Origin of the sequence: Pseudomonas sp. C 49-2 (genome assembly GCF_003970195.1) — a bacterium.
GTDB lineage: Bacteria > Pseudomonadota > Gammaproteobacteria > Pseudomonadales > Pseudomonadaceae > Aquipseudomonas > Aquipseudomonas canadensis.
Genome location: NZ_RXYG01000007.1, coordinates 173,704 through 186,774, shown reverse-complemented (window position 1 = coordinate 186,774; position 13,071 = coordinate 173,704). Strand labels below are relative to the sequence as shown.

General features: G+C 60.4%; 12 protein-coding genes. 4 read left to right on the top strand and 8 right to left on the bottom strand.

Features of this window, described 5'->3' with window-relative positions; all coding sequences use genetic code 11:
• Positions 1–26: 26 nt before the first annotated feature.
• Positions 27–1,550 (bottom strand): fumarate hydratase, encoded by a 1,524-nt coding sequence (locus EJ576_RS16070; protein ID WP_016971118.1) that lies wholly within the window; start codon positions 1,548–1,550, stop codon positions 27–29.
• Between the two features lie 298 nt (positions 1,551–1,848).
• On the opposite strand from EJ576_RS16070, the gene EJ576_RS16060 reads away from it, so the two are divergent.
• Both EJ576_RS16060 and EJ576_RS16055 read left to right on the top strand, forming a co-directional pair.
• On the top strand, positions 1,849–2,781 hold the full coding sequence (locus EJ576_RS16060) for an iron-sulfur-binding ferredoxin reductase (protein WP_126570691.1): 933 nt from the start codon (positions 1,849–1,851) through the stop codon (positions 2,779–2,781).
• Between the two features lie 30 nt (positions 2,782–2,811).
• Positions 2,812–3,561, top strand: coding sequence for an enoyl-CoA hydratase-related protein (locus EJ576_RS16055; protein ID WP_122728602.1), 750 nt, complete (start codon positions 2,812–2,814; stop codon positions 3,559–3,561).
• Positions 3,562–3,617: 56 nt separating this feature from the next.
• On the opposite strand, the gene pyk is transcribed toward EJ576_RS16055, so the two are convergent.
• A complete protein-coding gene (gene pyk, locus EJ576_RS16050) occupies positions 3,618–5,069 on the bottom strand; it encodes a pyruvate kinase (RefSeq protein WP_016975479.1) in 1,452 nt (483 codons plus the stop codon).
• Positions 5,070–5,242: 173 nt separating this feature from the next.
• Between pyk and EJ576_RS16045 the strand changes: the two genes are divergently transcribed.
• Both EJ576_RS16045 and EJ576_RS16040 read left to right on the top strand, forming a co-directional pair.
• Entirely contained in the window at positions 5,243–5,617 is a 375-nt protein-coding gene (locus EJ576_RS16045) for a hypothetical protein (RefSeq protein ID WP_025854787.1), read from the top strand.
• A 223-nt stretch (positions 5,618–5,840) separates the two neighbouring features.
• Positions 5,841–6,200: a PilZ domain-containing protein gene (locus EJ576_RS16040; protein WP_028617764.1), complete on the top strand. Its 360-nt coding sequence runs from the start codon at positions 5,841–5,843 to the stop codon at positions 6,198–6,200.
• 22 nt (positions 6,201–6,222) lie between these two features.
• Here EJ576_RS16040 and EJ576_RS16035 read toward each other — a convergent pair whose 3' ends face one another.
• Genes EJ576_RS16035 through EJ576_RS16010 form a run of 6 tightly spaced genes read right to left on the bottom strand, consistent with a single transcriptional unit; the run spans position 6,223 to position 12,905 of the window.
• The gene (locus tag EJ576_RS16035) at positions 6,223–7,554 is read right to left on the bottom strand and encodes a DUF58 domain-containing protein (protein WP_122728600.1); all 1,332 of its coding nucleotides are present in this window, start codon (positions 7,552–7,554) and stop codon (positions 6,223–6,225) included.
• A gap of 7 nt (positions 7,555–7,561) precedes the next feature.
• Entirely contained in the window at positions 7,562–8,557 is a 996-nt protein-coding gene (locus EJ576_RS16030; RefSeq protein WP_126570690.1) for a MoxR family ATPase, read from the bottom strand.
• Complete coding sequence (locus EJ576_RS16025) at positions 8,554–9,723, bottom strand: DUF4350 domain-containing protein (RefSeq protein ID WP_126570689.1); 1,170 nt, start codon at positions 9,721–9,723, stop codon at positions 8,554–8,556. The genes EJ576_RS16030 and EJ576_RS16025 overlap by 4 nt, the downstream gene beginning before the upstream one ends.
• A complete protein-coding gene (locus tag EJ576_RS16020) occupies positions 9,720–11,249 on the bottom strand; it encodes a DUF4129 domain-containing protein (protein WP_126570688.1) in 1,530 nt (509 codons plus the stop codon). Before EJ576_RS16020 ends, EJ576_RS16025 begins: the two co-directional genes overlap by 4 nt.
• A complete protein-coding gene (locus EJ576_RS16015) occupies positions 11,236–12,216 on the bottom strand; it encodes a stage II sporulation protein M (RefSeq protein WP_122728737.1) in 981 nt (326 codons plus the stop codon). The genes EJ576_RS16020 and EJ576_RS16015 overlap by 14 nt, the downstream gene beginning before the upstream one ends.
• Positions 12,213–12,905, bottom strand: a complete 693-nt coding sequence (locus EJ576_RS16010) for an RDD family protein (protein WP_122728592.1) — start codon at positions 12,903–12,905, stop codon at positions 12,213–12,215. The genes EJ576_RS16015 and EJ576_RS16010 overlap by 4 nt, the downstream gene beginning before the upstream one ends.
• Positions 12,906–13,071: the final 166 nt, after the last annotated feature.

Sequence of the window (13,071 nt, the reverse complement as noted above, 5' to 3'; positions counted from 1 at the left end):
CGCCTTTATGTTTGCAGGGGAAGCGCTTACTGCACTTCTACCGCCAGGCTTTCACTGATCTTTTTCTGCCAGATGGCAGGACCGGTGATGTGCACGGATTCGCCTTTGCTGTCGACAGCAACGGTGACCGGCATGTCCTTCACGTCGAACTCGTAGATCGCTTCCATGCCCAGTTCGGCGAAGGCAACAACACGCGACTTCTTGATGGCTTGCGCCACCAGGTAAGCGGCGCCGCCCACGGCCATCAGGTACACGGCCTTGTGGTCCTTGATCGCTTCGATCGCAGTCGGGCCGCGCTCGGATTTGCCGATCATGCCCAGCAGGCCGGTTTGCTCGAGGATCTGACGGGTGAACTTGTCCATCCGCGTCGCGGTGGTCGGGCCGGCTGGGCCAACCACTTCTTCGCGCACTGGATCAACCGGGCCGACGTAGTAGATGAAGCGACCCTTGAGGTCCACCGGCAGGGTTTCGCCCTTGTTAAGCATCTCGACCATGCGCTTGTGCGCGGCGTCGCGACCGGTGAGCATCTTGCCGTTGAGCAACACGGTTTCGCCCGGCTGCCAGCTCTGCACTTCTTCCGGAGTCAGGGTATCGAGGTTGACGCGACGGGCCGATGGGCCAGCTTCCCAGACGATTTCCGGGTAGGCGTCCAGCGGTGGCGCTTCCAGCGACGCCGGGCCCGAACCGTCGAGCACGAAGTGCGCGTGGCGGGTGGCGGCGCAGTTGGGGATCATGCACACCGGCAAGGACGCTGCGTGGGTCGGGTAGTCCATGATCTTCACGTCGAGCACGGTGGTCAGGCCACCCAGGCCCTGGGCGCCGATGCCCAGTTGGTTGACCTTCTCGAACAGCTCCAGGCGCATCTCTTCGATACGGTTCTGCGGGCCGCGCTTTTTCAGCTCGTGGATGTCGATGGATTCCATCAACACTTCCTTGGCCATGACGGCGGCTTTCTCGGCGGTGCCGCCGATGCCAATGCCGAGCATGCCCGGTGGGCACCAGCCGGCACCCATGGTCGGAACGGTCTTCAATACCCAGTCGACGATCGAGTCGGACGGGTTGAGCATGGCCATTTTCGACTTGTTCTCGGAACCGCCGCCCTTGGCTGCCACGTCCACTTCCACGGTGTTACCCGGGACGATGGAGTAGTGGATCACCGCCGGGGTGTTGTCCTTGGTGTTCTTACGCGCGCCTGCCGGGTCGGCCAGGATCGAGGCACGCAGGACGTTTTCCGGCAGGTTGTAGGCGCGACGCACGCCTTCGTTGATCATGTCGTCCAGGCCCATGGTGGCGCCATCCCAACGCACGTCCATGCCCACGCGCACGAACACGGTAACGATACCGGTGTCCTGGCAGATCGGGCGATGGCCGGTGGCGCACATGCGCGAGTTGATCAGGATCTGGGCGATGGAGTCACGGGCCGCTGGCGATTCTTCGCGCAGGTAGGCTTCGTGCATGGCCTGGATGAAATCCACGGGGTGGTAGTAGGAAATGAATTGCAGGGCGTCGGCAACGCTCTGAATCAGGTCGTCTTGCTTGATCACGGTCATGAGTCGCGCTCCTCTATAAGGGAACATTCAATAAAGGTGGGCTCAGTGTTGCATCGGTCGGCTGAGCTCACCTTTCCAAGGCACGCCAAAGTGGTGCAGGCGCGACGCTAAAAAGGCGCGGCAGTATAACCCGGCTCGGTGGCCGATACACCCGACTATGGTCATGAATGCCTGGCTCGATTGGGTTGTAGGAGCGAGCTTGCTCGCGAAAAACTTGAATTTGATGGGTTTCGTCAGGCACCCCGCGTTATCGTTAGCGATCTTCGCGAGCAAGCTCGCTCCTACAGGTGAGAGTTATATGCCTGAACTGTATGTCGGCGAACGCCACTGGTCGGTAACGACCGGCAGCAACCTGCTGGATGCCTTGAACGAGGCAGGTGTGGCCGTGCCTTACAGTTGTCGCGCCGGCAGTTGCCATGCGTGTCTGGTGCGATGCCAGGGGGAGGTCGAGGACAAGCAGCCCGAGGCCTTGAGCCCGGCGCAACGTCAGGACGGCTGGCGCTTGGCGTGCCAGTGCCAGGTGAGCGGGGACCTGCGCGTCGAAACCTTTGATCCTACGCGTGATGGGTTGCCGGCCCAGGTGGTGGGTATCGATTGGTTGAGCCCGAGTGTGCTGCGCCTGCGCCTGCAACCCGAGCGAGGCCTGCGCTACCGGGCTGGGCAGCATCTGGTGTTGTGGGCGGGACAAGTGGCGCGGCCCTATTCCCTGGCGAGCTTGCCTCAGGATGACCCATTCCTGGAGTTTCACCTCGATTGCCGTCTGCCTGGCGAATTCAGTGATCTCGCCCGCCAGTTGCAGCTGGGCGACCGTTTGCGGCTGGGCGAACTGCGCGGCGGCGCGCTGCAATACGATCCTGACTGGCAAAGCCGACCGCTGTGGCTGCTGGCGTCCGGCACCGGCCTTGGCCCTCTTTGGGGCGTGTTGCGTGAGGCCTTGCGCCAGGATCATCAGGGCGACATCCGCGTGATTCACCTGGCCCATGATGCTGAGGGGCATTACCTGGCCGAACCCCTGGCGCAGCTGGCTGCACAGCATCCCAACGTGACGGTGGAACTGTGGACGGCGGCGCAGGCGACCCAGGCGTTGGCGCAACTGCGGCTTGTTTCGCGGCAAACTCTGGCTTTACTCTGCGGGCACCCGGCCAGTGTCGAGGCGTTTTCCAAGCGTCTGTTCCTGGCGGGACTGCCGCGTAATCAACTGCTGGCCGATGTGTTCCTGCCCCGTGGTTGAGCGCTGAACTCTACAGCCGCGAGATTCGCCATGACCGATGCCATCCTGCAACACCGCGAACGCGGGTTGCTGACCTTGCAGCTCAATCGCCCCGACAAGAAAAACGCCCTGACCCGCGCCATGTACACGCAGCTGGCCGGGGCACTGGAGCAGGCCGATGCGGATGAGGGCATCCGCTGCGTACTGATCCAGGGCAGCAGTGAATGCTTCACTGCCGGCAACGACATCGGCGATTTTCTCGAACAGCCGCCCAGCGACCTCGACAGCCCACCGTTTTATTTCATGAAAAGCCTGCTCAACTGCCGCAAACCGGTGATTGCCGCCGTGGCGGGCGTTGCGGTGGGTATCGGGACAACCCTGTTGCTGCATTGCGATCTGGTATACATCAGCCGGGATGCGCGGTTGCGCATGCCGTTTGTCAACCTGGGGCTGTGCCCGGAGTTTGGGTCGAGCCTGATCCTGCCGAGGTTGTTGGGGCACGCAAAGGCTGCGGAATTATTGTTGCTGGGCGAGGGCTTCACCGGCGAACAGGCGGCAGCCTGGGGGATTGCCACCGAGGCGCTGGGCAGCGGCGAGGCGGCGTTGGCCAAGGCGCGGGAAATGGCCGAGCGCTTCGAAACCTTGGCACCAGGGGCGGTGCAGGTGACCAAGCAACTCATGAAGAGTGTGGATCGTGAGCAATTGCGTCAGGTGATTGAGGAAGAGGGTGCGTTGTTTGTCCAGCGGTTGAAGTCGCCAGAAGCGATTGCGGCGTTGTCGGGATTTATCAACCGGTCCTGAGAAAGCAAAAAGCCCCGCCATTCACATGGCGGGGCTTTTGTTTTTCAGCGTGTCACTCAGACCTGCGGGTCGCCCACGTGCAGGATCTTCATGCCATTGGTGCCACCGGTGGTGTGGTAGCTGTCGCCCTTGGTCAGGATGACCCAGTCGCCTTTCTCTACGACGCCACGCTTGACCAGCTCGTCGATAGCTTTCTGGCTGACTTCGTTTGGTGCCAGCGAAGCCGGATCGAACGGAACGGTGTACACGCCACGGAACAGCGCGGTGCGCGCCTGGGCTTCACGGTGCGGGGTGAACGCGTAGATCGGCACCGAGGAACGGATGCGCGACATGATCAACGGCGTGTAGCCACTTTCGGTCAGCGCGATGATCGCCTTCACACCGGGGAAGTGGTTCGCGGTGTACATGGCAGCCAGGGCGATGCTCTGGTCGCAGCTTTCGAACTCTTTGCCAATGCGGTGGCTGGAGGTCTTGCTGGTCGGGTGCTTTTCAGCGCCGAGGCAGATACGCGCCATGGCTTGCACGGCTTCCAGCGGGTAAGGGCCGGCGGCGCTTTCGGCCGAGAGCATCACGGCGTCGGTGTAGTCGAGCACGGCGTTGGCCACGTCGGACACTTCGGCGCGGGTCGGCATCGGGTTCTGGATCATCGACTCCATCATCTGGGTCGCCACGATCACTGCCTTGTTGTGGCGGCGAGCGTGCAGGATGATCTTCTTCTGGATACCGATCAGCTCGGCGTCACCGATTTCCACGCCCAGGTCGCCACGGGCAACCATCACCGCGTCGGAAGCCTTGATCAGGCCGTCGAGGGTTTCGTCATCGGCCACGGCTTCGGCGCGTTCGATCTTAGCCACCAGCCAGGCAGTACCACCGGCTTCGTCGCGCAGCTTACGGGCGTATTCCATGTCGGCGGCGTCGCGCGGGAAGGACACGGCGAGGTAGTCCACTTCCATTTCGGCGGCGAGCTTGATGTCGGCCTTGTCTTTTTCCGTCAGGGCCGGTGCGGTCAAGCCACCCCCACGACGGTTGATGCCTTTGTGGTCGGACAGCGGACCACCGATCAGCACGACGCAGTGCAGTTCGGTCGGGGTCGCGGTTTCAACGCGCATTACTACGCGGCCATCATCCAGCAGAAGCTCGTCGCCGACGCCGCAGTCCTTGACCAGATCCGGATAGTCGATACCCACGACCTGCTGGTTGCCTTCGGTCAGCGGGTGGCTGGTGGAGAAGGTGAATTGATCACCGATCTTCAGCTCGATCCGCTTGTTGGTGAATTTGGCGATACGGATTTTCGGGCCTTGCAGGTCACCCAGCAGAGCGACGAAGCGGCCGTGCTTGGCGGCCAGGTCACGCACCAGCTTGGCGCGAGCCTTGTGCTCGTCCGGGGTGCCGTGGGAGAAGTTCAGACGGGCAACGTCCAAACCAGCCAGAATCAGCTGTTCGAGGACTTCCGGCGAGTTGCTGGCCGGGCCAAGTGTGGCGACGATTTTGGTACGACGGACGGACATGCACAGACTCCTGAGTTCAAGCGCTGGAGAAGGCTACTATGCTCTTTCGTTGTAGTCATTGTTCGTTTGCACTACTTATCGATGATTGACTTGTTTTCGCTGCGGCTGAATACGAACATCCTTGAAGATTTTCGACGAGGGGTCGATACACTGCACAAGACAGGAGAACCCTCATGCGAATTTTGCTCATTGCTGCCCTGGCCGTCAGTGTTGTCGGCTGCACCCGTTGGTCGATGGATCACCATCTGAACAATGCCTACCGCGCCTACAAGGTCGGTGACTGCGAGCGCGTTACCCTGGAATTGTCCCAGGTCGACCGTGAAAGTCGCACCCGACGTTATGTGCAGCCGGAGGTCTCGATGTTGCGCGGTCAGTGCCTGGAACGGCAAAAGCTGTTTGTCGACGCGGTGCAAACCTACCAATTCATTATCAATCAATACCCATCGAGCGAGTACGCCTACCGCGCCCGCGCGAGGCTCGACACCCTGCAACAACTGGGGCATTACCCTGGTGCAAGCGTCGCGCAACCGCGACCAGCTTCTTTGTGATGATATTTGTCATTCAATAACTGGCCCGTTGCCAGTCTTGGGCTATTCTTTGAATGTTCATTTGTATAAGTTCTATGCAAATGGATGTGGGGCCCGGACTGGGTGGCTGTCTAGCGGCAGGCAATTGCCTGTTGTCGCACCGAGATCCAGAGAGAGCGGGCGTATTACCCGTTCCGAATCACTGGCACGGCCGCAGTCATGGCCATTGGATGGCGATCTCACCATGTTTACCGACCGACGGATCGAGCGGCATCAGCTTCCTTGTTTTTTGCAAGTGTTTAATCGTCTGACCGACAAGCCCATCGGCTTCTTGGGAAATGTCTCTGAAGATGGACTGATGTTAATCAGCCAACTGCCCATGATGGTCGATGTGGATTTTGAGCTGCGTTTGAAAATTCCGGCGGCTGACGGCACCTTTCATCCCATTGATCTCACGGCGAGCTGCCTATGGAGTCATGAGGATGTAAACCCCCAGCACTATGATTCCGGGTTCAGGGTGCTGCAGGCACCTGAGGAATATGAGCAGTTGATCAACGTCTTGTTGCATTACTTCAGCTTTGATCCTTTGCAGGCTTCGGCTTAGATAAAGAGTTGGCGGGCACTTTTCAGAGCACGCCAGCTTTCTTCCACCCCAGGTATCGCGTGACCAACGCCGGTCCCAGTTCAGACGGCAAACTGTCCAATAGTGACAGGCCTTGGGCGCTGAGTCGGTCGTGCAGTTCGTTGCGGGTATTCAGGTAGTCGATGGTGCCGCTGTAGGCCAAGGCTTCGGGCAAGGTTTGTACGGGGGCTTGGCGCAGTCGATCGAGCGCTTCCTCGCGAAGGCTGACCACCAGCACCCTGTGTTGACGACTGATACGCTTGACGGCGGCCAGCAGTGTTTCATCATCCTCATCCCGCAGGTTGGTTATCACGATCACCAATGCGCGCCGTTTCTGCCGAGCCAGTAACTCGCTTGCTGCAGCCTGATAGTCAGCAGTCCGTCGAGTGGTATCCAGGTCGTATACCGCGTTGAGCAACAGGTTCAATTGGCCACTGCCTTTGACCGGCGCCAGGTAGCGTGGCTGGTCACCGGCAAAGGTGCACAGTCCTACCGCATCCCCCTGGCGCAACGCGACGTAGCTGAGCAGCAGGCAGGCATTCAGGGCATGGTCAAAGTGAGACAGTTCGTCATCCTGGCTACGCATGCGGCGGCCGCAATCGAGCATGAACACGATCTGTTGGTCGCGCTCATCCTGGTATTCACGAGCGATGGGTGTGCGTTGCCGGGCGGTGGCCTTCCAGTCGATCTGCCGTAGGCTGTCCCCTTCGCGAAACTCGCGCAACTGGTGAAATTCCAGTCCCAAGCCGCGCCGCTGGCGTTGGCGTACACCCAGTTGGCTCAGCCAGTTGTCCACGCCCTGCAGTTGGGCGCCGTACAGACGGGCGAAGTCCGGGTAGACGCGGGTGGTATCGCTCACTTCGATCAGTCGTCGTGCTGCCCACAGGCCCATGGGGCTGGGCAGGTGAATTTCACAGCGGCCGAAATTGAAATGCCCGCGTCGCAAGGGGCGAAGGCGATAACCCAGTTCACTGCGTTCACCGGGGCGCAGGTCTATAGATTGGGGCATGTGCTCGACGGACAACCCGTCAGGGACATGATCGAACACCTGCACGCTCAGTGCCTGCGCAAAGTCATGCTCTAGAACCAGGCGGATTTCTCCCCAGCGGCCCAGTGCCAGGCTTCCGGGCATTTGCCGTTGCACGCGGGGCGAAGGGCGGTTACGCAGACGCATCGCATCCAGCAGCGCGAGCAGTAACAGTGCCAGTAGCAGCCCCCATGCGATGGCGTACAAGGTGTCGGGCAACTTGAACTGCAACGCTGCCGCAGTGCCCAGCACGATGCCCAAGCCCAGCAATACGCCAAGCCAGTTCAACAGCAGACGGGTCGGTTTCATGGGCGAGTCATTGCCGAGGCGCCGGGATCTGATCGAGCAGTTGCTTGAGCACCTGGTCGACTTCCAACCCATCGATATCCAGCTCTGGCGCGATACGTACCCGATGGCGCAGTACTGCCAGGGCACAATCCTTGATGTCGTCCGGCGTGACGAATTCGCCGCCGCGCAACAAGGCACGGGCGCGCGCGCCGCGCACCAGATCGATGGACGCCCGAGGACCGGCACCGATGGCCAGCCCCGGCCAACTGCGGGTGGCGCGCGCCAGCCGTACGGCATAGTCGAGCACTTGTTCGTCGAGTGCCAGCTCACTGGCTATCTGCTGAAGCTGCAGCACATCTTCGGCCTGCAGTACCGTGCGCAAGGGTTGTACATCCAGCATGTCGGCCCGAGACGAGCGCGTGACTTCACGCACCATGTCCAGTTCTTGCTGCGCATCGGGGTAATCCATGCGCACCTTGAGCATGAAGCGATCCAGCTCCGCTTCCGGCAGGGGGTAAGTACCTTCCTGTTCAATAGGGTTCTGGGTCGCCAGCACCATGAACGGTTGGCCGATGGGCAGCGCCTCGCCTTCGAGGGTGACTTGCCGTTCCTGCATCGCTTCGAGCAACGCGGCCTGGGTCTTGGCCGGGGCACGGTTGATTTCGTCGGCCAGCAACAAATGGGTGAACACCGGCCCTTTGCGCAGCTTGAATTGTTCGGTGTGCAGGTCATACACGGCGTGGCCGGTGACATCGCTGGGCATCAGGTCCGGGGTGAACTGGATGCGCGCGAAATCTCCCTCAAAGCAGCGTGCCAGGGCACGCACCAGCAGGGTTTTACCCAGCCCCGGTACACCTTCGAGCAGCACATGCCCGCCGGCGATCAGCGCGGTCAGGACATCGTCGATCACCGGGTCCTGGCCAATCACCGCTTTGCGCAACTCATTGCGCAGGGCTTGTGCTTGCCCGCTGGCACGTTGCACGGTCTCGCGGGTCAAGGCAGTGGCGCTTGGAAATTCACTCATAGGGCATTCCTGAGGGTTTGCAGGCACGCCACCTGACGGCTGAAATCGGCGCTGGAAAGCCGTTTCTCCGGGAGTGGGCCAAGGGCCTGGCTGATGATGTGAAAGGGTTGGCGCGTCAGGTGTTCAAGCGCCCGGCACTGTTCTGCATTGTCGAGGTGTTCAAAGCCGGGGTGACGGTGCCGGGCCGCGCGCAGGATATCGCGCTGCAAGGCGTGCAGTAGTGTGCCCTGGCCGCTGCGGCGTAACAGGAAGTCAGCGCTGGCTTTGAGGTGTTCCTGCAATTGACGACGTGCATAGTCTGCGGGTTTACGGACCGGGCCTTGACGTTGGCCCGCCCGCCAAAGACCCAGGATGATCAAGGTAGCGAGTGCTACCAGAGCCTGGGGGAAGTACCGCATCAGCAAGGTGAACAGGTCGTCGAAGTCGGTGTTGAACAGCAAGGTTACGGCCTTGCCCTGGTTCAGGTACCACAGCAACCAGGCATTGTCGTACTTGGCGATGCTCGGGGTTTTCCACAGGTCGCTGTCGGTGATTACCGTGACGCTGCCTTCCCCGAGGTCGAGTTGCATCAGGTGGCTCGATCTTGCGCTGTTGGCAGAGAATTGGGCCAGGTGGCTGGGGTCGGTGAGATTGAAGTCTGTGTCGAAACTGAAGTAAGCCGATGGGTTTTCATTGTCGATGTAAAGTTTGGTGAGGTCCGGGGCTTTCTTTTTAAGCGCTTTGTTGCTGGACGGTGCAGGTTCCTCAGGCTCGTCACTCAAGGTCTGGTGGATATGCAAACGATCGAGCAACAGGTCGCCGCTTTTGCCAGTCTCTTCATCCCACAACGCCTCGGCCACCAGCAACAAATGGCCGCCGGATTTGGCCCAACCCAGCAGTTGCTCTACCTGGCGGGGTGACATGTTGCTGCGCTCGCCGAGCAGCAACAGGCTGTTGCCCTTGGCTGGCAGGGTAGCCAGCCGCTCCAGGCTATTGGCGCGCTCAACGGTCAGGCCTTGTTGGCGTAGAAAGTGTTCGGCTGCCAGGTAGGGGTTGGCCAGGGCTTCTGGAGAAGGGCCGCGATCCACCACCTCATCGTAGGGAATTGCCTTGCTCCATGCGTAGTAACCCCCCGCTCCAAGCAGGCACGCCAGCAAGAGTCCCGCCCATAGTAAAGGCCGGTTCATGGGTTGCTCCCCCGGCTGAACAGGGTGCGCCAATCACTGCATAGCTGTTGCTGGACTGAAGGGGGAGGAAGGCGGTGGCCGTAGGCGAGGTTTTGCCAATGCCGGGTCAAGTCATCGCTGAACGCCAGCAGTTGTGGTTGTTGCAACTGGTTGACCCGTTCCAGGATCTGGCCTTCGGTGTCAGCGCTTTTCAGCGGCATGTTGAAGTCATGCAGCAGCCGGCTGAGCAGGCCGCGATATAACAGGCCAAGGGCTTCCCTTGGCTGGGTGGGCCACAGGTGTTCGGCGGCACTGGCAATATCGTAGGGCAACGTCTCGAGGCCTAGCTCAAGGCCGAACAATTGCGCGGGGGCCACTTTGGCATCTTGTGGCTTGCGTAGCCTGCGTCGGCCGACAAACGTGCGCAACCACTCACGATAGCGCCACACCAGCGTGATCAATGCACCGACAATAAGTCCCCACAGCAGCACCTCCAAACCTTGGGCGATGTGCTTGAAGGTATTGCTGTTGAGGTTGTCCAGCAATGCCTTCAGCCAGTCCGGAAGCTTACCGTCGCGGTGAGCCTTGTTTTTAACAGGCGGCTTGTCTTCGCCAAAGCGATAGCGCGTGACGGTTTCCGGATTTTTGAAGGGGGGCTTTTCCATCAAGGACTTGATGGATTGGCTTGCGTCCTGGGTGGCTAGCGGTTTTTTTGAGGGGGATGACTCTGCCATGGCAGGCGGGCTGAATGGCAGCAGCGACAGGCCCATCATCAGTAATAACAACGGCACCACGTTGCTCAGGCGCTGACGAAGACGGCGGAAGACCAACTCCAGGTCCCAGGCCTCTAATACCGTGCGGCGATTCAGGTAGAGGCTGAAACCGCAGGCTACATAGATAGGTTCCCAAAACACCAGTATCACGGCGTAGAAGGCATTGCTCAGATGTTCCAGCCACAAGCCTTCCGAGCTTGTCGCCAGTATCAGGCGTTGCCAATCCCAGTCCAACTCGAGGTTCTGGGGAATGAACAGATAGAACAGAGTCATACAACCGAACCACAGTCCGATCTCCAGATGCACCCCGATGGTGGTCAACCAGCGTGCGGCGCCAGCGTTACGTTGCTGCAGCACGCCCAGGCGTTTTTGGCGAGCGGGGCCATCCAGGCCTTCAAGTTGGCTCACCGGCATCACAAAGCTGCGGCTCAGGCTGAGTCGCCGCCAGGTCAGGCTGGTCAAGAGTTGACCCTTGAGCAGTCGCGGCCACTGGCGAACGGCCTGCTTTATGCTGGGCGTTTCGCCAAACAACGCCTTGGACAGGATATACAGTGGCAAGCGATCAAAGGCTGGCTTGAGCCACCAGAACAGGAAAATCGCGGTGGACGGGTACTTCCACAGCAGTGCCGTGAGCACGGCGAACACTGGCAGAGTCACCAACGCCCAACTGCTCATCAAGAGCAGGCGGTGCTCACGGGCCATCAACACGCCAAGATCCATCGCCTCCCAGGCAGTACGCGGGCGGATGACCACGCTGGCATCACTCAGGCGCATGGGGAGTCCTTCCGGCAAGGCTCAGGTAAGCGGCTACCAGAAGCCATAGTGCCGCGCCAACCAGGTACTTGATCCAGGGCGCTATCAGGGTGGTGGATGACCAATACGCTTCGATGAAGGCAGCGATCAACAGGAAGATCATTACTCCGCACAACATTTGCACGCTCTTGCGCGCCGCCAGCCGTAATGACTCGCCGCGGGTCAACTGCCCGGGAGCGATCAGCGCCCAGCCCAGTTGCAAACCAGCGGCACCGGCGAGGGCGATGGCCGTCAGCTCGAACGCGCCATGCCCGATGACGAATGACCAGAAGGTCTGGCCGGAGCCGATTTCGGTCAGGTGCCCGGAGACCGCACCGATGACCAGGCCGTTGAAAATCAGAAAGAACACACTGCCCAGGCCGAACAGCAAACCGGCGGCAAACGTCTGGAAAGCGATACCGATGTTGTGCATCACGTAGTAGCCGAACATCATCCAGTCTTCGCTCGATGCGCGTTCAGCGGTGCGGCCCAGGCGGCTGGCATCGGGGTCATACATGCCCTGCATTTCTGCAACCTGCTGAGGGCTGACGATGCTGTAGATCAGGTCGGGAAACAGGTAGACCAGCAACGCGATACCTATCAGGCTGCCAAAGAACAGCAGGCTGGCTATCAGTACGAAACGCCACTGTTCCCGCACCAACCGGGGAAAATCGGCAAGCACGAACCCCAGCACATTTGCGGTCAGTTGGCTGCGATGACGGTAGAGCTGTTGATGGCCGCGCAAGGCCAGTTGTTGCAAGGGGTCTACCAAGTAGCTGCTGTAGCCGCGTTCCTGGGCCAGGGCCAGGTGCTGGCACAGACGCCGGTACTGATGGGGGAAGTCGGCCATGTCACTGGCTTTAACCTTGCCTTGCTCCAATTGTTGCAGGTATTGGGCAAAGGCCTGCCATTGAGGCTGGTGACGGCTTTCGAAAAGACTCTGCTTCATGTCGGCCCCAACAGGCCACGGGCCACGCCGTTGAGTTGCTCCACGGCGCGGGCCGGGGATACCTGCAAGGGGGCGGCGAGAATCGAAGCCAACTCGTGAACGCGCTCCGTGGAAAGTTCACCCTGGCGTTCCGCAAGGCCAAGGATGGCCCGTTGTTCACTCAGATCCAGAGCGAAGGGCAAGCGTAGGGCGGCAGCTTGAGGAATCTGGGGGCGCAGAAGCGGTTGTTCCCGGTAGATCACCAGTGTGCCGGCGGCCAGGTCGCCCAGTCGCTTGAAGTGAGGATGCTGCAGGCAACTGATCGCGCCGAGGAAGTAACCGAATGGCAGCATGTCGACAAACCGCAGCAAATTGCGGATCAGTGACGCGGACCAGCCGATCGGTGTGCCGTCATCGTGTACCACCCGCAACCCCATGACCTGTTTCCCAGGTGAGCATCCCTGGTTGAGTACTTCGAACAGCACCATGTACCACCAACTGATCAGGAACAGCAGCAGCGAACCCAGGCCGATGCCGACGTTGCCAAGCATGGCCAATGGCACCAGCAGAACGCCCATGACCACTGCGCGCACACCCAGGTCGAAGGCAAAGGCCAACACACGTGACATCAGGCCGGCCGGGCGTAGGGGCAGCTCGATGCCCTCCGGGGTCTCGATCTGGTAGCGGGTATCCAATGGAGCTGACGGCATCGCGATCCTTGGCAGTGCAGAATGGCTAGGAGACACGGATGCTAGCAGTGTCGGCGGTGGAAGCAACCATTCAAGGTTTTGCTGGATGTTTGTACAGTTGATTTGGTACTGGCCGTGGACGTCGTCCAGCGCCTAGACTTTGTCGATCTTCAGTACAGGAAAAGCC

Coding starts and splice junctions, on each gene's coding strand:
- EJ576_RS16070 (WP_016971118.1), bottom strand. CDS start 1,550: ATGACCGTGATCAAGCAAGACGACCTGATTCAGAGCGTTGCCGACGCC.
- EJ576_RS16060 (WP_126570691.1), top strand. CDS start 1,849: ATGCCTGAACTGTATGTCGGCGAACGCCACTGGTCGGTAACGACCGGC.
- EJ576_RS16055 (WP_122728602.1), top strand. CDS start 2,812: ATGACCGATGCCATCCTGCAACACCGCGAACGCGGGTTGCTGACCTTG.
- pyk (WP_016975479.1), bottom strand. CDS start 5,069: ATGTCCGTCCGTCGTACCAAAATCGTCGCCACACTTGGCCCGGCCAGC.
- EJ576_RS16045 (WP_025854787.1), top strand. CDS start 5,243: ATGCGAATTTTGCTCATTGCTGCCCTGGCCGTCAGTGTTGTCGGCTGC.
- EJ576_RS16040 (WP_028617764.1), top strand. CDS start 5,841: ATGTTTACCGACCGACGGATCGAGCGGCATCAGCTTCCTTGTTTTTTG.
- EJ576_RS16035 (WP_122728600.1), bottom strand. CDS start 7,554: ATGAAACCGACCCGTCTGCTGTTGAACTGGCTTGGCGTATTGCTGGGC.
- EJ576_RS16030 (WP_126570690.1), bottom strand. CDS start 8,557: ATGAGTGAATTTCCAAGCGCCACTGCCTTGACCCGCGAGACCGTGCAA.
- EJ576_RS16025 (WP_126570689.1), bottom strand. CDS start 9,723: ATGAACCGGCCTTTACTATGGGCGGGACTCTTGCTGGCGTGCCTGCTT.
- EJ576_RS16020 (WP_126570688.1), bottom strand. CDS start 11,249: ATGCGCCTGAGTGATGCCAGCGTGGTCATCCGCCCGCGTACTGCCTGG.
- EJ576_RS16015 (WP_122728737.1), bottom strand. CDS start 12,216: ATGAAGCAGAGTCTTTTCGAAAGCCGTCACCAGCCTCAATGGCAGGCC.
- EJ576_RS16010 (WP_122728592.1), bottom strand. CDS start 12,905: ATGCCGTCAGCTCCATTGGATACCCGCTACCAGATCGAGACCCCGGAG.